Annotated in this window: 23 protein-coding genes; 12 read left to right on the forward strand and 11 right to left on the reverse strand. The window is 67.8% G+C overall.

From position 1 onward, the window contains the following. Positions 1 to 5 precede the first annotated feature (5 nt). Positions 6 to 347, reverse strand: coding sequence for a hypothetical protein (locus OHA70_RS11200; RefSeq protein WP_328331363.1), 342 nt, complete (start codon positions 345 to 347; stop codon positions 6 to 8). A gap of 18 nt (positions 348 to 365) precedes the next feature. On the opposite strand from OHA70_RS11200, the gene OHA70_RS11205 reads away from it, so the two are divergent. After that, on the forward strand, positions 366 to 941 hold the full coding sequence (locus OHA70_RS11205) for a transcriptional regulator (protein ID WP_328331365.1): 576 nt from the start codon (positions 366 to 368) through the stop codon (positions 939 to 941). Then, positions 941 to 1,567 carry an HAD family hydrolase gene (locus tag OHA70_RS11210; protein ID WP_328331367.1) on the forward strand — a complete coding sequence of 209 codons (627 nt, stop codon included), beginning with the start codon at positions 941 to 943 and terminating at the stop codon, positions 1,565 to 1,567. The genes OHA70_RS11205 and OHA70_RS11210 overlap by 1 nt, the downstream gene beginning before the upstream one ends. A 17-nt stretch (positions 1,568 to 1,584) precedes the next feature. On the opposite strand, the gene OHA70_RS11215 is transcribed toward OHA70_RS11210, so the two are convergent. Together OHA70_RS11215 and OHA70_RS11220 are read right to left on the reverse strand one after the other, a co-directional pair. Beyond that, positions 1,585 to 3,018, reverse strand: a complete 1,434-nt coding sequence (locus OHA70_RS11215) for a pre-peptidase C-terminal domain-containing protein (RefSeq protein ID WP_328331369.1) — start codon at positions 3,016 to 3,018, stop codon at positions 1,585 to 1,587. Positions 3,019 to 3,128: 110 nt separating this feature from the next. After that, positions 3,129 to 4,577, reverse strand: a complete 1,449-nt coding sequence (locus OHA70_RS11220; RefSeq protein ID WP_328331371.1) for a pre-peptidase C-terminal domain-containing protein — start codon at positions 4,575 to 4,577, stop codon at positions 3,129 to 3,131. Positions 4,578 to 4,841: 264 nt separating this feature from the next. Between OHA70_RS11220 and OHA70_RS11225 the strand changes: the two genes are divergently transcribed. Both OHA70_RS11225 and OHA70_RS11230 read left to right on the forward strand, forming a co-directional pair. Beyond that, entirely contained in the window at positions 4,842 to 5,480 is a 639-nt protein-coding gene (locus OHA70_RS11225) for a dihydrofolate reductase family protein (protein ID WP_328331373.1), read from the forward strand. 83 nt (positions 5,481 to 5,563) lie between these two features. After that, positions 5,564 to 6,634 carry a glycoside hydrolase family 75 protein gene (locus OHA70_RS11230; protein WP_328331375.1) on the forward strand — a complete coding sequence of 357 codons (1,071 nt, stop codon included), beginning with the start codon at positions 5,564 to 5,566 and terminating at the stop codon, positions 6,632 to 6,634. Here OHA70_RS11230 and OHA70_RS11235 read toward each other — a convergent pair. Then, entirely contained in the window at positions 6,631 to 7,833 is a 1,203-nt protein-coding gene (locus tag OHA70_RS11235; protein WP_328331377.1) for a zinc-dependent alcohol dehydrogenase family protein, read from the reverse strand. The two genes, OHA70_RS11230 and OHA70_RS11235, sit on opposite strands and share 4 nt — an antisense overlap. Further along, positions 7,830 to 8,246, reverse strand: a complete 417-nt coding sequence (locus OHA70_RS11240) for an acyl-CoA thioesterase (protein ID WP_328331379.1) — start codon at positions 8,244 to 8,246, stop codon at positions 7,830 to 7,832. The genes OHA70_RS11235 and OHA70_RS11240 overlap by 4 nt, the downstream gene beginning before the upstream one ends. A gap of 23 nt (positions 8,247 to 8,269) precedes the next feature. Here OHA70_RS11240 and OHA70_RS11245 point away from each other — a divergent pair, with 23 nt between their 5' ends. Next, entirely contained in the window at positions 8,270 to 8,932 is a 663-nt protein-coding gene (locus tag OHA70_RS11245) for an alpha/beta fold hydrolase (protein WP_328331381.1), read from the forward strand. 46 nt (positions 8,933 to 8,978) lie between these two features. After that, on the forward strand, positions 8,979 to 9,908 hold the full coding sequence (locus OHA70_RS11250; protein ID WP_328331383.1) for an acyl-ACP desaturase: 930 nt from the start codon (positions 8,979 to 8,981) through the stop codon (positions 9,906 to 9,908). Positions 9,909 to 9,914: 6 nt separating this feature from the next. On the opposite strand, the gene OHA70_RS11255 is transcribed toward OHA70_RS11250, so the two are convergent. Further along, on the reverse strand, positions 9,915 to 10,568 hold the full coding sequence (locus OHA70_RS11255) for a MerR family transcriptional regulator (protein ID WP_328331385.1): 654 nt from the start codon (positions 10,566 to 10,568) through the stop codon (positions 9,915 to 9,917). A 76-nt stretch (positions 10,569 to 10,644) separates the two neighbouring features. On the opposite strand from OHA70_RS11255, the gene OHA70_RS11260 reads away from it, so the two are divergent. Continuing rightward, positions 10,645 to 11,118 carry a DUF4188 domain-containing protein gene (locus OHA70_RS11260; protein WP_328331387.1) on the forward strand — a complete coding sequence of 158 codons (474 nt, stop codon included), beginning with the start codon at positions 10,645 to 10,647 and terminating at the stop codon, positions 11,116 to 11,118. A gap of 28 nt (positions 11,119 to 11,146) precedes the next feature. Beyond that, on the forward strand, positions 11,147 to 12,421 hold the full coding sequence (locus tag OHA70_RS11265; RefSeq protein WP_328335097.1) for an MFS transporter: 1,275 nt from the start codon (positions 11,147 to 11,149) through the stop codon (positions 12,419 to 12,421). On the opposite strand, the gene OHA70_RS11270 is transcribed toward OHA70_RS11265, so the two are convergent. Genes OHA70_RS11270 through OHA70_RS11285 form a run of 4 tightly spaced genes read right to left on the reverse strand, consistent with a single transcriptional unit; the run spans position 12,396 to position 16,835 of the window. Continuing rightward, positions 12,396 to 13,781 (reverse strand): ABC transporter permease, encoded by a 1,386-nt coding sequence (locus tag OHA70_RS11270; protein ID WP_328331389.1) that lies wholly within the window; start codon positions 13,779 to 13,781, stop codon positions 12,396 to 12,398. The genes OHA70_RS11265 and OHA70_RS11270 overlap by 26 nt on opposite strands. Beyond that, positions 13,778 to 14,470, reverse strand: coding sequence for an ABC transporter ATP-binding protein (locus OHA70_RS11275; protein WP_328331392.1), 693 nt, complete (start codon positions 14,468 to 14,470; stop codon positions 13,778 to 13,780). The genes OHA70_RS11270 and OHA70_RS11275 overlap by 4 nt, the downstream gene beginning before the upstream one ends. Next, positions 14,467 to 15,765: a peptidoglycan-binding protein gene (locus OHA70_RS11280; RefSeq protein ID WP_328331394.1), complete on the reverse strand. Its 1,299-nt coding sequence runs from the start codon at positions 15,763 to 15,765 to the stop codon at positions 14,467 to 14,469. Before OHA70_RS11280 ends, OHA70_RS11275 begins: the two co-directional genes overlap by 4 nt. Then, positions 15,762 to 16,835, reverse strand: coding sequence for a hypothetical protein (locus tag OHA70_RS11285; RefSeq protein WP_328331396.1), 1,074 nt, complete (start codon positions 16,833 to 16,835; stop codon positions 15,762 to 15,764). The genes OHA70_RS11280 and OHA70_RS11285 overlap by 4 nt, the downstream gene beginning before the upstream one ends. 111 nt (positions 16,836 to 16,946) lie before the next feature. Here OHA70_RS11285 and OHA70_RS11290 point away from each other — a divergent pair, with 111 nt between their 5' ends. Genes OHA70_RS11290 through OHA70_RS11305 form a run of 4 tightly spaced genes read left to right on the forward strand, consistent with a single transcriptional unit; the run spans position 16,947 to position 20,664 of the window. After that, positions 16,947 to 17,660 carry a response regulator transcription factor gene (locus OHA70_RS11290; RefSeq protein WP_328331398.1) on the forward strand — a complete coding sequence of 238 codons (714 nt, stop codon included), beginning with the start codon at positions 16,947 to 16,949 and terminating at the stop codon, positions 17,658 to 17,660. Beyond that, positions 17,650 to 19,515 carry a sensor histidine kinase gene (locus OHA70_RS11295; RefSeq protein WP_328331400.1) on the forward strand — a complete coding sequence of 622 codons (1,866 nt, stop codon included), beginning with the start codon at positions 17,650 to 17,652 and terminating at the stop codon, positions 19,513 to 19,515. The genes OHA70_RS11290 and OHA70_RS11295 overlap by 11 nt, the downstream gene beginning before the upstream one ends. Positions 19,516 to 19,528: 13 nt before the next feature. Beyond that, positions 19,529 to 19,948 carry an MmcQ/YjbR family DNA-binding protein gene (locus tag OHA70_RS11300; protein WP_328331402.1) on the forward strand — a complete coding sequence of 140 codons (420 nt, stop codon included), beginning with the start codon at positions 19,529 to 19,531 and terminating at the stop codon, positions 19,946 to 19,948. Between the two features lie 26 nt (positions 19,949 to 19,974). Continuing rightward, positions 19,975 to 20,664: a hypothetical protein gene (locus OHA70_RS11305; protein WP_328331404.1), complete on the forward strand. Its 690-nt coding sequence runs from the start codon at positions 19,975 to 19,977 to the stop codon at positions 20,662 to 20,664. A 1-nt stretch (position 20,665) separates the two neighbouring features. Here the strand turns inward: OHA70_RS11305 and OHA70_RS11310 are convergent, their stop codons facing one another. Next, positions 20,666 to 21,430: a DUF6518 family protein gene (locus tag OHA70_RS11310; protein WP_328331406.1), complete on the reverse strand. Its 765-nt coding sequence runs from the start codon at positions 21,428 to 21,430 to the stop codon at positions 20,666 to 20,668. Positions 21,431 to 21,439: the final 9 nt, after the last annotated feature.

Consider the following 21,439-nt stretch of genomic DNA (forward strand, 5'->3'; position numbering starts at 1 on the left):
ACCCATCAGTACCGCTGACTGGCCCCCTCGGCGGCAGCGGCAGCACCAGTGGCGACAGCCGAAGCAGCGATGGCGGTGGCGGTCGCAGCGGCGAGGGCGGCGATACCGGTCGCGGCGGCGGTGGCGGCGAGGGCGGCAGTGGCGGCGGCAGCGGTGATGGGGGCGGTCGTGGTGATGGGGGCGGCGGCGAGGGCAGCGGTACCGGTCGCAGCGGCGGCAGTGGCGGTGATCGTGGCAGCAGCGCCGGCAGCAGTGATGGTGGCGGTCGTGGCGGCGAGGGGGATGGGGGCGGTCGGGGGATGGCTCGGCGGGCGGTGGGTTCTGTGGCGGGGTTGTTGGTGCTGCATGGGGTTCGGCTTAAGGGTGTGGCTGATGATCGGGGCGTTGCGGGGAGGTTTGGGCTTGGTCAGGAGGTGGTCGCGGATTTGTTGTTGGACTACCAGGCTTATGGGTGGATCGGCTGGAGTGAGTTTGCTGGGTCTGGTGGGTGGTCGCTGACCGACGCTGGGCGGGTGGAGAACGAGCGGCAACTGGCGGCGGAGCTTGAGCAGGTGGGTGGGCGCGAGGTGATTCAGGAGGTCTATGAGGGGTTTCTGCCGCTCAACGGGCGGTTGCAGCAGGCCTGTACTGACTGGCAGATCCGGCCGACGGCGACCGACGCGCTCGCCTTCAACGATCACAGCGAGGTGGACTGGGATCGGAAGGTCATTGGGGAATTGGAGAGTCTGGGGCAGGAGCTTCAGGGGATCTCCACCCGGGCGAGTGCCGTGTTGGAGCGGTTCCGCGGGTATGACACTAGGTTCGCTGCGGCAGTCGACCGGGTGCGATCCGGGGACGGCAGTTGGGTTGATCGGACCGGGGCTGACTCCTGCCATACCGTGTGGTTCGAGCTTCACGAAGACCTGATAGCGACCCTCGGCCTCCAGCGAGGCGCGCACTGATGGGTCCGATTCGGCATGTGCTCTTCGATGCTGACGGGGTCCTGCAGGACCTGCCCGGTGGCTGGTACGCGGCGATGGAGCCCTACCTCGGCGACAGCACGCGGGAGTTCCTGCACCGGACCTGGAAGGACGAGCTCCCGATGCTCGCGGGACACGGCGACTACCTGCCGTTGCTGGCGGCAACGCTCGCGGAGTACGGGGTGGAGACTCCTGTCGAGGTCGTCTACCAGGACGTGTGGCATCGGATCGTCCCGGTGGAGGAGTCGTTCGCAATCGTGGAAGCCCTTCGAAAGAAGGGCTATGGCGTGCACCTGGGCACGAACCAGGAGAAGTACCGCGGCGGACACATGCGGACGACTCTCGGCTACGACGACCTCTTCGACGTCAGTTGCTACTCCTATGACCTCGGCGTCGCCAAGCCGGATCCGGGCTTCTTCGTGGCGGCGGCGCGACGGATCGGGGCTGAGCCCTCGAGCACTCTGTTCATCGACGACAGCCTGCCCAACGTCGAAGCCGCGAGAAGTGTTGGGTTCGTTGCTGAGCGGTGGGACCTGAGCCAGGGGCACGGCACTCTCCGTGCCCTGCTGCTGGAGCGCGGCATTGAAGTGCTCCCGCCCTCGGGGTGAGGGCGGGAGCCGGAGAGTTAGGACGGGTTGATGGCCAAGGCGTAGGCGCCTCGGCTGCCGTAGGTGGAGTAGCCGGTGTTGAGGGGGTCTCCGTAGCCGACGTTGTCGATGCGGAGGTAGTAGGTGCCGGGCTGGAGGGTGCTGGTGACGGTGGCGCTCAGACCCGTCGGGGTGCCGGCGTTGGACTGGCCGGAGGCTGGGTCGGCTGAGGTGACTACCGTGCCGGCGGAGTTGAGTAGGTCGAGCTTGATGTCGAGGTTGGCGCCGATGGCTGCCGCGCTCGCGGTGGCGGTGTAGTTGCCAGCGGTGGTGACGTCTACGCGGTAGACGTCGGTGTCGGTCTCGGCGGCGATGAAGCCGTTGGCGGTGACGCCGACTGCGAGCGTTGCAGCTGCGCCAGTGGTGTCACCTGCTTCGTCGGTACGCAGGGCGAGGCCGTGGGTACCGATGACCGAGTAGTCGTCCTCGGGGTTGTTGGCGCCGGCGTACTCGCCCTTGCTCCACTGGCTGATGCCGCGGTAGTAGCCGACGCCCATGATCGGCGCCCAGGAGCCGTGGCCCTCGTAGTACCCGACGGAGGCGGTGCCGTCGTGGCCGAGGCCGACGTTGTGACCGGCCTCGTGCGACGCGGCCTCGGCGATGTTCTTCGCGCCGGTACCGACGCCCTTCGTGAACACCAGCGCGGGCTGGTAGTAGTCGTGCTGGCTCGAGTTGTCGTAGACACCGATGTAGGCGACACCGCCACAACCGCAGCCCGACTGGTACCAGGTGTCAGGATCGATCAGTACGCGCGTGCCGTACTGCTGGTCGGTGGTGCTCGTCCGGTTGATCGCGTCCTGCGACGGCTGCTGCGTCGTCACGTCGACATCGAAGGCGGCGTAGTCCTCCGCAACCCGCGCCCACACCTCGTGTACGACGTCCTGCTCGGCCGTCCCGAACACCGCTGGGTTCCCGTCGGTGTCGTACGCCGAGACGTTCACCGGGTCGATCGCCTTGTCGGCGTTCCACGCGGTGCCGGTGATGGTGTGCCCGTCGAAGTCCAGGTAGAGCACCCGGTTCGAGCCAGGCTTGCTGTGCAGCTCGAAGGCTGACCCCTCGGCGGCGGCGACGGCTTCGGTCGCCCAGCGCGGTGATGCCTCAGGAGCCTTCTGCGCGGGGGTCAGGACGGGCTCACGGAAGAACAGCCGGCCGGCCGAGTCGAGCCAGGCGGTCTTGTCGGTGGCGAGCGTGTCCCGCAGCCGGGCCTCGGAGAGACCGTTGCGCTGGGCAACTTCTGCAAGCTGCGACTGCAGGTTCACCAGCGCGGTCTTGCCAGGAGTGGGTTGGCCGAGCAGTTGGTCGAGCGGTTGCTGTTGCGCGTCGGCTTGGTTGCCGGCAACAACTGCCAGCGCTCCGAAGACGACGGCACCGGCACCTACAAGCGCACCGGTACGGCGGAATTTGCTGATCATTCGGAATCCTCCTCACAGGATTCCCCCCAGAACTACGTCCCCCCGTGGACGTAGCCGAGGACATGTGGACGGGCCGAGCGTCCACATGTCCCGGGCCACAACTAGGTGGGTCAGCCGGCGGTGACCTTGACGGAGTACGCGCCGCGGCTGCCGTACGTCGAGTAGCCGGTGTTCAGCGGGTTGCCGTAGCCGGTGTTCTCGACGCGCAGGTAGTACCGCCCGGCGCTCACCTGACGGCTGATGCTCGCGCTCAGGCCGGTCGGCGTACCGGAGTTGGTCTGCCCGGATGCCGGGTCGGCCGTCGCGACGACGGCGCCGGACGCATTGAGCAACTGCAGCTTGATGTCCAGATCGCCACCGACCGCCGCCGAGTTGGCCGCGAAGGTGAAGGTGCCCGCGGACAGGTCGACCCGGAAGGTGTCGACGTCGGAGTCGTTGGCGTAGATGCCGCTGACCGCAGTGCCGACCGTGAGCGCGGTCGCGTCCGAGGTGCCATTGCCGTGGTCGTCCGCCCGCAGCGCCAGGCCGTTCTGCCCGACCACCGCGAAGTCGTCTTCCTTGTTGTTCGCGCTCGAGTACTCGCCCTTGCTCCACTGGCTGATCGCCTTGGAGTAGCCGACGCCCATGATCGGCGCCCAGGATCCGTGGCCGCTGTAGTAGCCGACCGACGCGGTGCCGTCGTGGCTGAGCCCGACGTTGTGACCGGCCTCGTGCGACGCGGCCTCGGCGATGTTCTTCGCGCCGGTACCGACGCCCTTCGTGAAGACGAGCGCGGGCTGGTAGTACGAGTGCTGCGACGTGCTGTCGTAGACACCGACGTAGGCCACGCCACCACAGCCGCAGCCGGACTGGTACCAGCTGGTCGGGTCGATCACGACGCGAGTGCCGTACTGCTGGTCGGACGAGCCGGACCGGGTGATGGCCGACTCGGCCGGCGCCTGCGTCGTCACGTCGACGTCGAACGGCGCGTAGTCCTCGGCGACCCGGGCCCACACCTCGCGGACCACGTTCTGCTCAGCGGTGCTCCAGTTGCCGGTGTTGCCGTCGGTGTCGTACGCCGTGATGTTCACGGTGGCCGGCTTGCCGTTGGCGTTCCAGGCGGTCCCGGTGATCGTGTGCCCGTCGAAGTCCAGGTAGATGACCCGGTTCGAGCCGGCCTTGCTGTGCAACTCGAAGGCCGGGCCGGTCGCGGCGGCGACAGCCTTAGTGGCCCACTTCGGGGACTTGGCGGTGGCGGAGCGCTGCTTGGCGGTGGCGACCGGCTCCGAGTAGAAGAGCTTGCCGTCCTTGTCCAGCCAGCTGGTCTTGTCGGTGGCCAGGATCCGCTGCAGCTTCTGCTCGGCGATGCCGTTGCGCTCAGCCAGTTCGGCGAGTCGCGGCTGCAGCTTGCCGAGGGCGGCCTTACCTTGGAGCGGCTGGCCTCCGAGCAACGAGGCCAATGGAGCGGGAGATGGTTTCTGGTCAGCGCCTGCCTGGTTGGCGGCCACGACGGCCAGCGCTCCGAAAAGTACGGCGCCGGCACCGACCAGGGCACCGGTTCGGCGGATCCTGCTTTGCATTCTGGGGTCCTCCTCGGGGACTCCTGACTACTGCTCGGCGAGTACGCCGGGGCGGCGGGGAGCAGCAGTCATGCCTCACTTGTGGTGCGCTCGCGCGCACTCTGCGCAGAGTGCCCCATCGGTTGGCTCGGTGTACACATTCCCCCAGCGAATTTACATTTGCCGTGTGACGTGGATCACATCAAGACGGTTGTCGATCCAGCCCGGCCTCACCCGACGCGTCGTCGAAAGCAAGTCAGACCGGACGACGAATCGGAGAGAACCATGAAGCTCACACTGCACACCTTCCTCAGCATCGACGGCGTCATGCAGGGCCCGGGCGGCTTCGAGGAGGACCGCAGCGGCGGCTTCGACCGCGGCGGCTGGCTGATGCCGTACGGCGACGAGGTGATGGGCGAGATCGTCGAGGGCTGGTTCGCCAAGGCGGACGCGATCCTGCTCGGCCGGACGACGTACACGATGATGCAGGCGTACTGGTCGCAGATCCACGACGGCAGCAACACCGCGACCGGGCTGAACGACCTGCCGAAGTACATCGCCACCTCCACCCCGCTGGAGCCGGTCTGGAACGACAGCACCGCGATCAGCGGCGACATCGTCAAGCAGGTCGAGGAGCTCAAGGCGAAGCCCGGCGGCGAGCTGCAGATTCACGGCTCGTGCGCGTTGGCCCGCTCGCTGCACGCGGCCGGCCTGATCGACGAGTACCGGCTGATCACCTTCCCGGTCGCGGTCGGCACCGGCAAGCGGCTGTTCACCGAGGACGCGCCAGCGACCGGCTTCAAGCTGATCGAGAGCCGTGTCACCGGCACCGGCGGCGTCTACTCCGTACTCACCCCGACCCCGTTTCTGACCGGTACCGCGGTGATCGAGGACGGCAGTTCCACTTTCAGCGTCGAGTCCTGAAGTTCCGGAACCACAGGCTCTTGACGAGGTGAATCACCTCTCTGATAGTTAGGAAAGTTTACTAACTATCAGAGAGGTGAAAGATGCGTAAGTTCCGCCCCATCGCACTTGCCCTCGCCCTGTTCGGCGCCGCGTTACTGGTGCCGACCGTCGCGACCTCAGCGTCCGCAGCGACCACCACCTACCAGGCCGAGAACGCGGCCCGGACCCAGGGCGTGGTCGAGTCCAACCACGCCGGCTACACCGGCACCGGGTTCGTCAACTACGACAACGTGACCGGCTCCTCGGTCACGTTCACCGTGAACGTCGGCACGGCCGGCAGCGCGTCGCTCGCGTTCCGGTACGCCAACGGCACCACGGTCAGCCGGCCGATGACGATCGCTGTCGACGGCACCACCGTCGCGACCCCGCAGTTCGCCAGTACGAGCGTCTGGACCACCTGGAACACCACCACGGTGAACGCCACGCTGTCGGCCGGCTCGCACACCATCAAGACCACCGCCACGACCGCCAACGGCGGCCCCAACCTCGACTCGCTCACCGTCACGGACGCCGGTGGCGGTGGCGGTGGCGCACCGACCGCGGCCGAACTGCTCGCCAAGGTGACCACCTGCAGCCAGATCTCCAACGGCACCTACAAGACCGACGAAGAGCTCGGTCGCACGATCCCGGTCTGCGGCAAGAACGGCGCCGTCTTCTGGAAGGCCGACATGGACATCGACTGTGACGGCATCCGCACCACGCAGTGCAACGAGAACACCGACTGCTGCTTCCTGCCCGACACCGCCTTCCACACGTCGGCTGACGCGCCGTTGAACGCGGCGCAGCTCCCGTACGTCGTGGTCCCGAGCCCGAGCAGCACCTGGAACTTCCAGAACTTCCAGATCGCCGGCGGCGGTGTGGTCGCGGTGATCTACAACAACCAGGTCACCTATGCCGTGGTCGGTGACACCGGCCCGACCGACATCATCGGCGAGGCCTCGTACGCCGCCGCGCAGCAGCTCGGTATCAACCCCGACCCGAGCAACGGCGGCACCGACTCCGGCGTCACCTACATCGTGTTCAAGAACTCGACCATCAACCCGATCGAGAACCACAACCTTGCCGTCACCCGTGGCCAGGAGCTGGCGCGGACCTTCATCAACAACAACTAAAGGAGCAGCACCTGGCGGATCGAAGTACCGGCCGCCAAGGTGTCGAAGGCTTCGTTGAGGCTCTCCAGGCGGACCGTCGAGGTCAGCAACCGGTCGACCGGCAGACGGCCCGCCTGGTAGAGCGCGATGTACCGAGGGATGTCGCGGCTCGGGATCGCCGAGCCCAGGTAGGAACCCTTGAGCGTGCGCTCCTCCGCGACCAGGCTGACGGCCGGGATGCTCAACGTCTGCGAGGGATGCGGGAGCCCGACGGTCACCGTCGTCCCGCCGCGACGGGTCGCTGCATAAGCCTGCCCCAGTACTGCGGCACTGCCGACGGTCTCGAAGGCGTAGTGCGCACCCCCACCCGTCGCCTCCCGTACCTGCTCGACAACATCGTTGCTCCGGGCATCGATTGCGTGAGTGGCACCCAACTCGAGGGCAAGGGAAAGCTTCTCCGGTACGACATCCACCGCGACCAGTGGATGCGCCCCCACCAGCGCCGCGCCAAGCAGCGCCGACAACCCCACACCACCGAGCCCGAACACAACCGCGCTCTGCCCGGCCTGGACCCTTGCCGTGTTGACCACAGCGCCGACGCCGGTCATCACCGCACACCCGAAGAGCGCCGCGATCTCGGGTGGGAGACCAGGGTCGATCTTCACCGCAGAACGCGCCGAGACCACTGCATGATCGGCGAAGCCGGAGACGCCGAGGTGGTGGTGGAGGTCCGAGCGACCGAGTTGTCCAGAGGACTCGTCGAGGCGGCCGGCCAGGCTGTCGGCGCCAGTTGGCGCGGGGTCGGTTGGCGGTGGATCAGCTGCGGCGGTGAGGCGGCGAGTGCCGCCGAGGAGTGTTCCGGCGGTGTTGGCGGCGGCTCCTGGTTCGCAGAGGGCGGCTCGGCCTTCTGCGCAAGGGGGGCAGGTGCCGCAGGCCGGTACGAAGGCGAAGCCGACTGTGTCGCCGGGGGCGAAACCGTCGGCCTTCGAGTCGATGACCTCGCCGGTGGCCTCGTGGCCTAGGAGCATCGGCATCACGCGGGGGCGGGAGCCGTCGATGACGGAGAGGTCCGAGTGGCACAGGCCGGCGGCGCGGATGCGGACCAGCAGCTCACCTGGGCCGGGTGGCGCGAGCTCGACCTCCTCGATGGTGAGCGGCCGCGATTCGGCGTACGGGGTGGGCAGACCCATCTCCCGCAGTACTGCGCCTCGCACTCTCATCCCGTGATCCCTTCCAGCGCGGTCCGGATCCCGGGTGGGATCGGGGCGGGTCGGCGGTCGGAGCGGTCCACGAACACGTGCACGAACCGGCCGGTCGCGGCGGGCTCCGCAACACCGTCCCGGAACAGCCCGATCTCATACGTGACGCTCGAGTTGCCGAGCTTCGCGACCCGCAACCCCGCATCCACGGTCTCCGGAAACGCCAGCGACTGCTTGAAGCTGCATTGCGACTCCACGCACAGCCCGATCACCTCACCGTGATGGATGTCGAGCTCGCCCACCCGGATCAGGAACTCGTTGATCACCGTGTCGAAGAAGCTGTAGTACTCGACGTTGTTCACATGCCCGTAGACGTCGTTGTCCTTCCACCGCGTAGCGATCGCGAGGAAATGCGGATAAGCGCTCCGATCCATTCGCCCAGCCTAGGCTGATCGGCATGACCTACCTGCTGATTCCCGGCGCCGGTTGCACTCCTTGGCACTGGCATCCGCTCACCGAGGAACTGGAGCGCCGCGGCCAGCAGGTGATCCCGGTCGATCTCCCGTGTGACGACCCGACGGCGGGTCTCAGCACGTACGTCGAAACGGTCGTCAACTCGTACTTCGAGTTCGCGGACGAGCCCGGCGAACTGGTGGTGGTCGCGCACTCGCTGGGCGGGATGACGGCGCCGTTGGTGTGCGACCAGTTGCCGGTCGACCTGCTCGTGTTCGTCGCCGGGATGGTGCCGGCGCCGGGTGAGCGGCTGCGCGAGTGGTGGGGCAATACGGAGTACGAGTGGAAGGACGGGGATGCCGACGCCTTCTTCCACGATCTGCCGGCAGCGTTCGCGGCCGAGGCCAGGCGGCAACTGCGGGTGCAGGCCGAGGGGATGCTCGACGACCCGAGCCCGATGGAGGTCTGGCCGGAGGTGCCGACCCGGGCGGTGATCGCCCGGGACGACCGGCTGTTCCCACCGGCGTTCCTGCGGCGAGTGACGGAGCAGCGGCTCGGGTTCGCGCCGACGGTGATGTCCGGGGCGCACTTCCCGATGCTGAGTCATCCCACCGAGCTGGCCGACCTGCTGGAGGGCTGGCGACAGGCAAAACCTACGGTTGCGTAACTTACGGTGCCGTAGGGTGGGGGTACCCGCCGACGAAGGAGATCCGGTGAACGAGAAGCTGGTGACGAACCTGCTGCACGAGCTGGAGCCTGTGGTCGAGGAGAATCTCGAGCGGCATCTGGCCATCACGAAGGACTGGAACCCGCACGATTACGTGCCGTGGAGCGAGGGCCGCGACTTCGCCTTCCTCGGCGGCGAGGACTGGGCGCCGGAGCAGTCCCGGCTCGACCCGGTCGCCAAGGTCGCGATGATCACCAACCTGCTGACCGAGGACAACCTGCCCTCGTACCACCGGGAGATCGCGACCCAGTTCGGGCTGGACGGCGCGTGGGGCACCTGGGTCGGCCGCTGGACCGCTGAGGAGGGCCGGCACGGGATCGCGCTGCGCGACTACCTCGTGGTCACCCGCGGCGTCGACCCGGTCGAGCTCGAGGTGGCCCGGATGGCGCACATGACCGCCGGGCACCAGGTCGACAAGAACATGCTCGAGGCGATCGCCTACGTCAGCTTCCAGGAGCTCGCCACCCGCGTCTCGCACCGCAACACCGGCAAGGCGACCGGCTGCGCGATCGCCGACCAGCTGCTGGCGCGGATCGCGACCGACGAGAACCTGCACATGATCTTCTACCGCAACCTGGTCTCGGCCGCCTTCGAGTCGGCGCCGAACGAAACCATGCGGGCGGTCGTCAACGAGGTTCGGGACTTCTCGATGCCGGGCGCCACGATGGAGGGGTTCGCCCGGAACTCGGTGACGATCGCCAAGGCCGGCATCTACGATCTGCGGCTGCACCACGACGAGGTGGTCGCCCCGATCCTGCGGATGTGGAAGGTCTTCGAGCGTGAGGACCTCAGCGGCGACGGCGCCAAGGCCCGCGACGAGCTGGCCGAGTTCATGGCCGCGCTCGACGCCCAGGCCTCCCGCTTCGTCGAGCAGCGAGCCCGCCTGCTGGAGCGCCAGGCAGCCCGCGCCAACTAGCCCGTACTACGTACGCCGCGCCTCGGCTGTCTCACAGTCGAGGCGCGGCGACTTGCCGTAGCGCTGGGCAGAGGCGCTCTGCTGGGCCAGCCGACGGAGGGCCAGCAGGACCGGTCCGCCCAGCGCGGTGACGACAACGGTCGCCTCGACGGTCCGCTGGCGATCGTCCGACGGCAAGCTGGCCACCTCGGCGTTGGCCACTCGCGCGGCCGCCGCTGCGTAGGTCTTCAACAGGTCGTCGTCGAGGTGATAGCCGACCTTCTCCAACGCGTCGAGCGCGTTCGCGAGCAGCATTCGGTCCGGTGATCCGCTGTCGACCCGCCAGCCTTCCTCGGCGATGAGGTCGTCGACCCGGCTGCGCGTCTGGTCTGTCGCCGTGAGGTCGGTGGGGATCAGGGCGCCATGGGCCGCGCCCAGCACGTCGTGCATCTCGCGGGTCTCCTCGTCGACCTCGGCGAGCACGTTGCGAACCCGGGCCAGCGACAGGCCGCCCGCCTCGACGAGTGCGCGGATCAGGCGGAGGCGGCGGACGTGTGTTTCGTCGTACCGGGCTCTGGTCGCGCCGACCGCTTCACCGGCCGGCAGCAGGCCTTCGCGGAGGTAGTACTTGATCGTCGCCACCGACACCTCGGTCTGCCGGGACAGTTCAGCGATCCACATGTGCGTCCTCCTCTTGACTTTTGGAGAGTATCACTTTCCAATATTGGGTAGTAGAACTATCCAATGAGGGGTTGTCATGGGCATTGTCGAGGGACGGCAGACGGCGGCGTACGACGGAGAGATCGTCGTGTTCGTGATCGGCTTCCGGGTGAACAAGCTGCGCGCGTTCCGGCAGTGGCTGCCGGTGGCGCGGGCGATGGTCCCGATGCTGCGCGAACTGACCGCCGGTAAGGACAGCGGCCTGCTCGGCTTCCGCACCTTCCCCGGCCTGCGGACCACGACGATGATCCAGTACTGGGAGTCGGCCGAGAAGCTGCAGGCGTTCGCCAACGACCCCGGCCGCACCCACCGCCCGGCCTGGACCAACTTCTTCAAGTACGCCTACCAGGGCAACAACGTCGGCATCTACCACGAGACCTACGTCGTCCCAGCCGGCCACACCGAAACCATCTACGGCAACATGCCCATCACCGGCCTCGGCACAGTCGCAGGCGTCGTACCGGTGAACAAGCGGGGTCAGACCGCGGCCGATCGGCTGGACGTCAAGTAAGTGTGGTTACAGTGCAGGCGTGCAGTTCATGCGGGACTTGGGGCGGTTGTTGCGGCGGGGGGATTTCCGCCGGCTGTTTGCTGTTCGGTTGACGTCGCAGTTCGGGGACGGGGTTTTTCAGGTCGCGTTGGCGGCGTATGTGTTGTTCTCGCCGGAGCGGGCGCCGGATGCGGCGGCGATCGCGGGGTTGTTCGCGGTGGCGTTGCTGCCGTTCTCGGTGCTGGGGCCGTTCACCGGCGTACTGCTTGATCGGTGGTCTCGGCGGCAGATTCTGTTCGGGGCGAATCTGACCCGGGCGGTGCTGGTGCTCGTGGTCGGCGCGATTGTTGCTGTGGGCAACGCTGGGGTGCCGTTCTATCTGGCGGTGCTGCTGACACTGGGGCTCAATCGGTTTCTGTTGTCAGGGTTGTCCGCGGGGTTGCCGCACGTGGTGGAGCGCGACGAGCTGGTGATGGCGAACGCGGTCACACCTACATCCGGTACTGCGTTGTTCCTGATCGGCGGTGGTGTCGGGGCCGGGGTCAAGCTCATCACCGACTCGGACCTGGCAGTGCTCGGTACTACGGCCGCCGTCTACCTCACCGCCGCCCTCCTCGCGTTGCGGCTCGGGCGCAAGCAGCTCGGCCCGGACCTGACCGGTGACGAGCCGGGTGTGCTCGAGGCGATCCGCGGCATCTTTGCCGGGCTGATCGACGGCGGACGGCACCTCAAGGAACGGCGCCAGGCTGCCCTCGGACTCGCGGCGATCGGGTCGCTGCGGTTCTTCTTCGGACTCGTCACGGTCGCGATGATCCTGCTGTACCGCAACAAGTTCTACGGTCCCGACCAACTGGACCAGGCATTCGGCGCGCTCGCCCTGGCGACCGGAGCGGTCGGCGCCGGCCTGTTCATCGCCGCGCTGGTGACGCCGTGGGCGACCCGGGTGCTGACGCTGCGCAAGTGGATCACCGTACTGTTCGTCGCGGCCGCCGTGGTGACGGCCGTACCCGGCGGCCTCTACACGCAGCCCGCCATCCTCGTCTCCGGATTCCTCACCGGCTTCTGCGCGCAAGGCGTGAAGATCAGCGTCGACACCCTCATCCAGACCGGCGTCGACGACATCTACCGCGGCCGTGTCTTCTCGCTCTACGACATGATCTTCAACGTCGGGCAGGTGTCCGCGGCCGCACTCGGCGCGGTCATCCTGCCCGACGACGGGAAGTCCTACCCGGTTCTCACCTTCGTGGTCCTCGGCTTCCTGCTGACCGCCTTGCTGTACTCACGGTCCTCCTCGACGATCAGGCACTCCCCCGCAATGCAGTGATCGGCTGGATCGCGGACGCCTTCCAGGCCGGGTAGGTGCCGGCGATCAGGCCGATCACCGCGCCGAGGAAGGGCGCGCCGAAGGTCAGCTTGTTGTCCAGGATCGGGGTCCAGTCCCGCGCCCAGGAGACGCCGACGGTGAGCAGTACTCCGACGGCTGTTCCCAGCAGACCACCGAGGAAGCCGACGATCACGCTCTCCACCAGGAACTGACCGGCAACGTGTCGTCGCGCGGCGCCCAGGGCTCGGCGCAGGCCTATCTCACTCACGCGTTCGAGCACTGACAACAGAGTCACGTTCGCGATGCCGAGGCCGCCGACCAGCAGGGCCACCGCACCCAGCAACAGGAACAGCGCGTTCAGGTTCGACTCCACGCCCTTGCGGACGCCGCCCTGCTTCGGCGGCGCGTCGACCTTGAGCGAGCTCGGGTTGTTCGGGTCGATCGCGACCGGTGCCTGCTTGGCGATCAACTGCGCCGCTCCCACCGACGTACGGACCTCGACCGACTCCGGCGCCTTCAGGTTGTACGCCGTCTTGGCCGTCCCGTTGGGCATGATCACCGAATCGAGCAGCTCGGCCTTGCCGCTGACCGAGTCGAGGATGCCGATCACCGTGTACGCCTGATCGCCGATGAAGACGGCCGGCTGCGAGTCGACCCGGTTGATGCCGAGCCGCTTGGCCGCGTTCTTGCCCAGTACGACGACCTTGTCGCCGCGAGCGTCATGACCAGCATCGAAGAACCGCCCGGTCTTCAGTACCGACCGAACCGCATCGAACAGCCCACCCGATGCGGCCATCACCTGCAGGTTCAATCCGTCCTTCTGCCCGTCCAGCCCGGCGACACTGTGGACCGTGTCATCCCCGACGTCGACGTTGCTGACCGTGCCGGCCGCGTCCACGCCGTTCAGCCGGACGAGCCGCTGCGGTGCATCCCACGGCAACTGGGTCGCCGATTCGTCCGACTGGCCGTTGCTGTCCGGACTGACCACCACGCGAGTCGCGGCCGCCAGGTCGAACAGCTGGGTGATCTGGCCGGCAGCAGTTTGCCCGAGCCCGACAGTGCCCACCAATGCGGCGATGCCCAGGACCGTACCGAGCGTGGTCAGTACCAGCCGCGTCGGTCGGGCTGCGACGCCCGCGAGCGCCTCGTCGAGCAGGTCGCGCAGCGCTGGGCCGCTCTTGCGTCGAGGGCTCCCGGGACGCGTCGGCCGCTGGTCATCTCGTCGCGCCCCGGCGACTCGCCGTACCACGCCCGCCAGCGCAAGCCGCCCCGACTTGCGCTGGCGATGCGAGGTGGACGGCCCGCCGGCGGGATCCGGGGGGCCTGCTTGAGGGGACCTCCGCGTGCGACGCCAGCTCACCATTGCAGCGTCCCGTCGACGATCCGGACCCGGCGCTGGGCGCGCTCGCTGACATGGTTGTCGTGGGTGATGACCGCGAGCGTCATGCCCTCGTGATGGAGTTCGTCGAACACCTCGAGGATCGCCTCCGCGTTGGCACTGTCCAGGTTGCCGGTCGGTTCGTCGGCGAGCAGCAGACTCGGCTCGGCCACCAGCGCCCGGGCAATCGCGACCCGCTGCCGCTCGCCGCCCGACAGTGTCGTGGGCCCGAACTCCATCCGGTGTGCCAGCCCGACCCGTTCCAGGGCGAGTCGTGCACGCGCCATCCGCTCCTTCCGGGGCACTCCGACGTAGACCATCGAGAGTGCGACGTTCTCCAGCACGGTCCGGTGGTCGAGCAGATGGAACGACTGGAACACGAACCCGATCCGCTCACCCCGCAGTACGGCGCGACGCCGCTCGCGCAGGCTCATCGTGTCGACGCCGTCGAGCCGGTAGACGCCGCCGGTCGGGTTGTCGAGCAGCCCGAGCAGGTGCAGCAGCGTCGACTTGCCGGAACCAGAGGGCCCGACGATCGAGAGGTACTCGCCCTCGCGGATCGTCAGGTCGATCTCCCGGATGGCCTGCACCTCAGGCGGTCCTGGGAAGAACCGCCGGACGCCGATCATCTCGACGACGGGTGCCGGCAGGGCCACGGCTGTCGCGGTCATTTGCCGACCACCACTTGGTCGCCCTCGGACAGCTTGGCGTCTCCGGTCGCGGTCACCTGGGCGAAGCCGTCGGCCGACAACCCGACCTTGACCGGGATCAGCTCGACCTTGCCGTCACGGAGTACCTCGACCCGCGAGCTGCCGTCCGAGCCTGCTGACAGCGCGGCCAGCGGGACGGTCAGCACCTTGCCGTTGGTGCTCTTGAGCGGGATGGTCACCTTCACGTTCGCGTCCCGCAGCCGGTTGAGCTGGGCCGCGGTCAGCGACTTCGGCGAGATCACCACGCTGTACTCGTCCCCGCTGCCGGTGATCCGGACGATGGTCGCCTTGATGATCGTGCCGTCGCCGATGTCGAAGGTGGCCGGCATCACGGCCTTGAGCCGGTCCTTGGTCGCCGCGTCCACCTTCACACTGACCACCAGGGAGGCGCCGCTGGCCGACATCACCACGCCGCTGACCGTTCCGCCGCGCTCGACCTTCACCTCGTCGACCCGGCGCGGCAGGGACTTCACATAGACGATCTCCGAGACCGGCACCGGCGTACCGGCCTTGAACTCGGCCTCGTTCTTCGCCTCGACCGCGTCGGCCAGGTTCTCCTCCGCGTCGTCGACCGCGCCCTGCTGCACCGTGGTGTCCGCCTTGCCCGGGCCGGCCTTGGCCTGCTTGAGCGCGAGCTTGGCCTGCCGGAGCGCGTTCTTCATCGCGTCGACGTTCTTGTCGGCGGCGTCCACGGCCTGCTTGAGCTGCTCATCGGGCTCCGGTGCGTCGTACCCGGCGGCCTCGTAGAGCTTCTCCACCGCGTGCGAGGTATCGGTCGTGTACTTCGTATCGACCTTGCCCGGGTCGAAGCCCAGCTTCTCCAGCGTCTGCTCGAGCTGCAACACGTCCGGCCCCTTCGACCCCGGTGCCAGTGCCCGGTACATCGGCAGTACGCCGGGAAGCCCGATCACTGGCCGACCCGCGATCTCCAAAAGCGCCTTGCCCGCCTGGAGAGTGGAACCGACCTTCGGAACCTTGCCGGTCACCACGGCCGGCGTCTGGAGTCCGCTCGTCTCGACCCGGATGTTCACCGCTCCGTCGAACGAGGTGTCCCCCCGTCCGACGACCTTGCTGGACAACGCCTTCATCTCCACCGGCACGGTGATCTGGGAAGCCTTCGGTGGCGCCGTCTTGGCCGCCGCGTCCTCCGGCGACATCAACCGGCTGCCGGCGGCGACGCCCACTCCGAGCGAGAGGATCGCCACCCCGGAGACTCCGACCAGGACCCGGCGGCGCGATTTGGGTGAGGCGGTCACCGCTCCGACACCGAGTCGCGGTACTGCTCGAGCTGGGTCTTGTTCGCGTCGACGAACTCCTTCTCCAGCTCGTACTGCGCCTTCTTGAACGGCTCCTCGTAGACCTTCTTCTTGCAGCCCTGGTCAGCCTTGGCCAGCTCGATCTCGTCCTTGCGGAGGTCGGCCAGCTTGGCCGCGTCGACCTTGTCCAGCGACGGCGCGCCGATCACCGCGCTCGGTCCGTCGGACTTGCCCGAGCCGCTGTTCTTGTTGGCACCGGTCAGCGCGTCGAGCTTCTTGCTGATCGATTCGCGCGGCTCGTCGACCTTCTTGAAGCCGCTGTGCCCGGCGTCGGCGAGACAGTCCGACCAGGCAGCGGTCGCGTCGACCACCCGCTGGTCGGCCTCGATCCGCTTGCGCAGCGCCTCGATGTCCTTGAAAAGCGAGTCGAACTTGCTGAAGTCGGCCGCCTTGTCATCAGGCTTGCCGTAGACCTCCTCGACCGCCTTGCCCCGGCACCCGGTGTCCTGTGGCTTGCCCTTGCCGCCACCGGACGGCGCCACCGCGATCACCCCGCCACCTTGAACGGTCGTGAGCTGACCGTTGAGCGCCTTGTCGTAGGCCTTCTGCGCGGACGGTGACAACGCCTTGCGGATCTTCGCGTTCGGGTCGTTCTTCTCCGCGTCGTCCGGCTTGCCCCAGTCGATCGTGCTGATCCCGTAGCCGTACTGCTCGGCGAACTTGTCCGGCGGCAGCTTGAACGCCTCGTCGAACTTGCCCTTGCCCTGCTGCTCCGGCGGCACCACCGTGTAGTCGAACCCGGCGGCCTTCATACAGGCGGCGGTGGACTCCTCGATCTTGCGCTGCTTGGCCAGCTGTTCCTCGGAGGACTCCTGCGGTCCGCCGATGGACCGGGTGGCCATCATCATCCCGCCGCCGGAGCTGATGAACCCATCGCCCATGTACTCCGCGAGCGGGCTCTTGTCCTCGCCGTTCTTCACCGGTTCCTTGTCAGCTGCCGAGCTGCTCGCTCCGCAGCCGGCGAGTGCCAGGACGGCAACCAGGGAGAGCGCTATACGTGAGTTCTTCATGGCACGGAGCCTGGCCGGAACGCTGTGAAGAACCTGTGAAGGACCGATCAGCACCTGATGCTCTCAGCCGATCTTCATCGAAATCTCATGAAGATCAGTCATCGTCAAGGCATGCCAGCCCGGATCCTTGTCGCCGAAGACGATCTCAAGCAGGCGGAGCTGATCCGGCGCTATCTCGAGCGTGAGGGCCACCTGACCGTGGTCGTGCACGACGGGCGGGCGGCGATCGACGAGGCCCGCCGGCGCAGCCCCGACCTGCTCGTCCTCGACGTGATGATGCCCAAGGTCGACGGGCTCGACGTTTGCCGGGTGCTGCGGGCCGATGCCGCGGGCAACGGGGACGTGCCGATCATCATGCTGACCGCCCGGTCCACCGAGGACGACCTGCTGCTCGGCCTCGATCTGGGCGCCGACGACTACCTGACCAAGCCGTACAACCCACGCGAGCTGGTAGCCCGGGTCCGGACCGTACTACGGCGTACGCGGATCCGCTCCGAGGGTGAGGTCTATCGGGTCGGCGCGCTGGAGATCGACCCGGTACGCCACGAGGTACGGCTGGACGACGAGCTGGTCGAGGTCACCCCGGCCGAGTTCAAGATCCTCGCCTGCCTGGCAGCCTCCCCCGGCCGGGCGTTCTCCCGGCAGCAACTGCTGGAGCACGCGTTCGGCTTCGACCACTACGTGTTCGACCGGACGATCGACGTCCACGTGATGAACCTGCGCAAGAAGATCGAGCGAGCACCGGCCAGCCCGGCGTACCTGAAGACCGTGTACGGCGTGGGCTACAAGCTCGCGGACAAGGTGGTGGCGACCGATGCGCCGTAGCATCCTGCTCCGATTCCTCGGCCTCTCGCTCGCCGTCGCGCTCGGCGCCGTCATCGCGACCGCCGTGATCGCCACCTACAGCACCACGGAGAAACTCCAGGGCGAGCTCGACCAGAACACGTCGCAGCTCCAGGTCGACGGCGACATCTACAGCCAGCTCAGCACGTACGCCGCCGACAACGCGAGCTGGTCGGGCGTCGACAAACTGGTCTCCTCGCTCTCCGACAAGACCGGCCGGCGGATCGCGCTGACCCAGCCCGACGGCACGGTGCTCGCCGATTCGGCCCGGATGCTCGGCGCCGGCCCGGATCTCCCCTCGGTGCCCGCGGCAACAATCGATGTGAGCGCCCAGGGCGGCGCACTACCGATGGCTGCCGTCTCCGCCGCCGTGCCGCGCTCGATGACTCTGACCAAGGCAGCGACCGCGGGCGTCTCGATCAACGGCCAGTACCCAGGTGCGCCGGACTGGGGCCTCACGCCAGACGAGAGCCGCCAGCGCGAAGAGCTCGCGAACCAGGCGGTCGCCTGCCTCCAGGCCACCGGCCGGAACGCAGAGGCGGTCAAAACCGCCGGTGGAGGCTCCCAGTTGACCTACGAGTCGGGCAAGACGGCGAATGGCACGGCGGTGATGCAGTTCCAGCCGGCCATCGCGCCGGTCAAAGATCCGTGCATCCCCGACGAGCTGAACGCCCCCAGTGCGAAGGCCAAGAAGGTCAACGAGGACGAGGTACGCCGGGCGACCAGCTGTCTCGACGCGGCCGGCGAGACGTACCAGCTGACCGCCACCGCGCCGGACGGTCTGTACGCCGCGGTGCCGATCGACAGCGAGTCGCCGATGTCGGACAGCTTCGCGTCCTGCGTCGACACGGCCCGGACCGAGGCGCTCGCACCGTACGTCGCGCCGGAGGCCAAGCTCTACCTCGGGGCCAAGAGCACCTTCAACGTCTTCTCCGGCGAAGGCCTCGCCCGTACTGCGGCGACCGCGCTCGGCGTACTCCTGATCGCGGCCCTGGTGATGGTGTTCACCGGTCGCCGGCTGGTCCGGCCGATCCTGGCGCTCACCGGCGCGGCCCAGCGGATGACGAACGGCGACCATGCCGCCCGGGTCCCGGTGACCGGTCGCGACGAGGTGGCCCGGCTCGGGCATGCGTTCAACGCAATGGCCGAATCGATCCAGCATCACGACCACCAGCGCAAGGCGATGGTCAGCGACGTCGCCCACGAACTGCGGACGCCACTGGCCAACATCAAGGGCTATCTCGTCGCCTCCGAGGACGGAGTGGTTCCGCTCGATCGGGAGCTGGTGACCTCACTGCTGGAGGAGGCCGGGCTGCTCGAGCGGCTGGTCGCGGATCTGCAGGATCTGGCGCTGGCCGATGCGGGCAAACTTCGCATCCATCCTGAGCTCAAGGACCTGTCCGAGCTGGCGCAGCAGGTCGTGTCGGCGCACCGCCCGGCGGCAGAAGGTGCGGGAGTCACCCTGACCGCTTCCGTTAGCGGCCCCGCACCAGCGGTGGTGGATAACGCCCGAATCCGGCAAGCTCTCGGCAACCTGGTCTCGAACGCGATCCGCTTCACTCCCGCGGACGGCAAGGTGATGGTCGGCGTCCGCCGGGTCGGCAACGGCTACAACCTCACGGTCACCGACAACGGGACGGGCATCTCGGCGGAGCATCTGCCGTACCTCTTCGACCGCTTCTACCGAGCCGAGCACTCCCGCAGCCGGGCCACGGGCGGCAGCGGACTCGGGCTGGCCATCACCAAGCATCTGGTCGAGGCGCATCGAGGCACGATCGCGGCGGCCAGTCGGCTGGGCCAGGGCTCGACTTTCACCATACACCTGCCGGCCCGCTAACTAGACTGCGGGGATGGCGAGGAGTCGGAAGGCTCGGGTGGCGGACGTGCACGCGGTCGCGGCGGGGATGCCGCACGTGACGGTGGTACAGGGTGGTGGCGAGAACCCGGTCTACCAGGTCGGCGGCAAGTCGTTCGTGTTCTTCCGGACGCGGCGGCCGGACGCGTTCGATCCGGAGACGGGCGAGCGGTACGACGATGTGATCGTGTTCTGGGTGCCGGCCGAGGAGGACAAACTCGCGCTGGTGGCGGACGAGAGCAACCCGTTCTTCACCACGCCGCACTTCGACGGGCATCTGTCCGTACTCGTCCGGGGCAGCCGGTTGGGTGAGCTCTCCGTGCAGGAGCTGACCGAGGTGGTCCAGGACGCGTGGCTCTCCCGCGCCTCGAAGCGCCGCGCCACGACCTGGCTCGAAGAGCATCGACTGGCATAGACCCCTTTGCTGCAAGACTACGAAGGGTGAGCTCACCGACACCTCCTCCTGGTCAGTACGGACCTCAGGGGTACGGACCGCCGCCACAGGGGTACGGTCCGCCGCCGCAGGGCTACGGCTATGGGACGCAACCTGGCTACGGGCCGCCGCCCGGGTACGGACCGCCGCCGCCGAAGCGGAGCAACCTCGGGCTGATCATCGGGATCGTGATCGGTGCCGTCGTGCTGCTGATGGCGATCGGCGGCTTGTTCCTGGTCATGCAGGGCGACGGCGAGGGCTCGACGGGGCCGCAGACCCAGCCGAGCCAGGGGCTCGGTCAGGAGACACCGAGCCCGCCACAACCCACCGAGCCGAGGCCCAGTACGCCGCCCAGCACGCCTGCGGCGGATGCGCCTCGGGTGACCGCGGCGACGGCGTTGGCCACGCGATTCGTGGCGTTCATGAGCACGAACAAGCAGAAGGAGGCCGCGGCACTCGGCTGCGAGGACTCGAAGCAGCTGCTGCCCGGCGCGCTCATGCTGATCGTGGACGAGCAGACCAAGCTCAAGGTCAGCGGCAAGGCGATCGTCCAGGAACCCGGCACGACCGCCTACCCGATGCGGATCGTGCTGGTCCCGATCGCCGGCAAGACCCGCTTCGGGCCGGAGAGCGGTTTCGTGCGGATCCAGGACATCTCCGGTCAGCCGCTGTGCGTGCGGATCTACGAGCTGAAGTGACTCAGCCGGCCAGCAGCATGTCGAGCAGGCCGTAGGCGGCGACCCCGAGCAGGCCGAGCGGGATCAGCAGCAGGAATCCGGTCACCCGGTCGCGGCTGCTGTGCGCGAGCGAGAGCGGCGCCAGGATCGCGGCGATCAGCTCCAGCCAGCCGGACGCGTGCTTGTTCTCCACTTGCCAGAGGAAATGGATGCCCTCAGCAAGGAGTACGGCACTCACCAACGCCACCGCGACGACCGACCGGCTGAAGTGCCACAACCGCGCCTCGGCCCGGTCCGACTCGCCATCCGTACTCAACCACGACCCGGTACTCCGCACCGCGCCATCCTCACTCCACCAACTCCCGGCGACCCCGAAGACGGGTCCACCCACGAGCGCGGCGAGCACCCAGACGGCCATGGTCGACACGGTGCTCGTGGCGCCCTCGATGAAGCGTGCCGATACGTAGTACCCGGTCAGTGCACCGAACAGCGTGATGAAGCCGAGCAGCGCGGACCAGCCCGTCGACAAGCGCCAAGCGGCGGTCACCATGAACGCGACGAGCACCCAGACGACGCCCGAATTGGCCAGGGTGTTCCAGTTGCCGGGCAGCTCGCCCTGCAGGTACTGGGTGAGGAATCCCAGCCCGAGCCCGACCACCAGCGCAGCCGCCACGGCCCTGACTATTCGTGAGGGATCGGTCACCGGATCAGTCTGCTGCACGGCGAGGGGCAAGCGCTGCCGGGACGCGCGAACAACTGGCGGTCCGGATGGACCTCTCGCTGCCACACTTGCCTT

The organism is Kribbella sp. NBC_00382 (genome assembly GCF_036067295.1).
In the GTDB taxonomy this organism is placed as follows: domain Bacteria; phylum Actinomycetota; class Actinomycetes; order Propionibacteriales; family Kribbellaceae; genus Kribbella.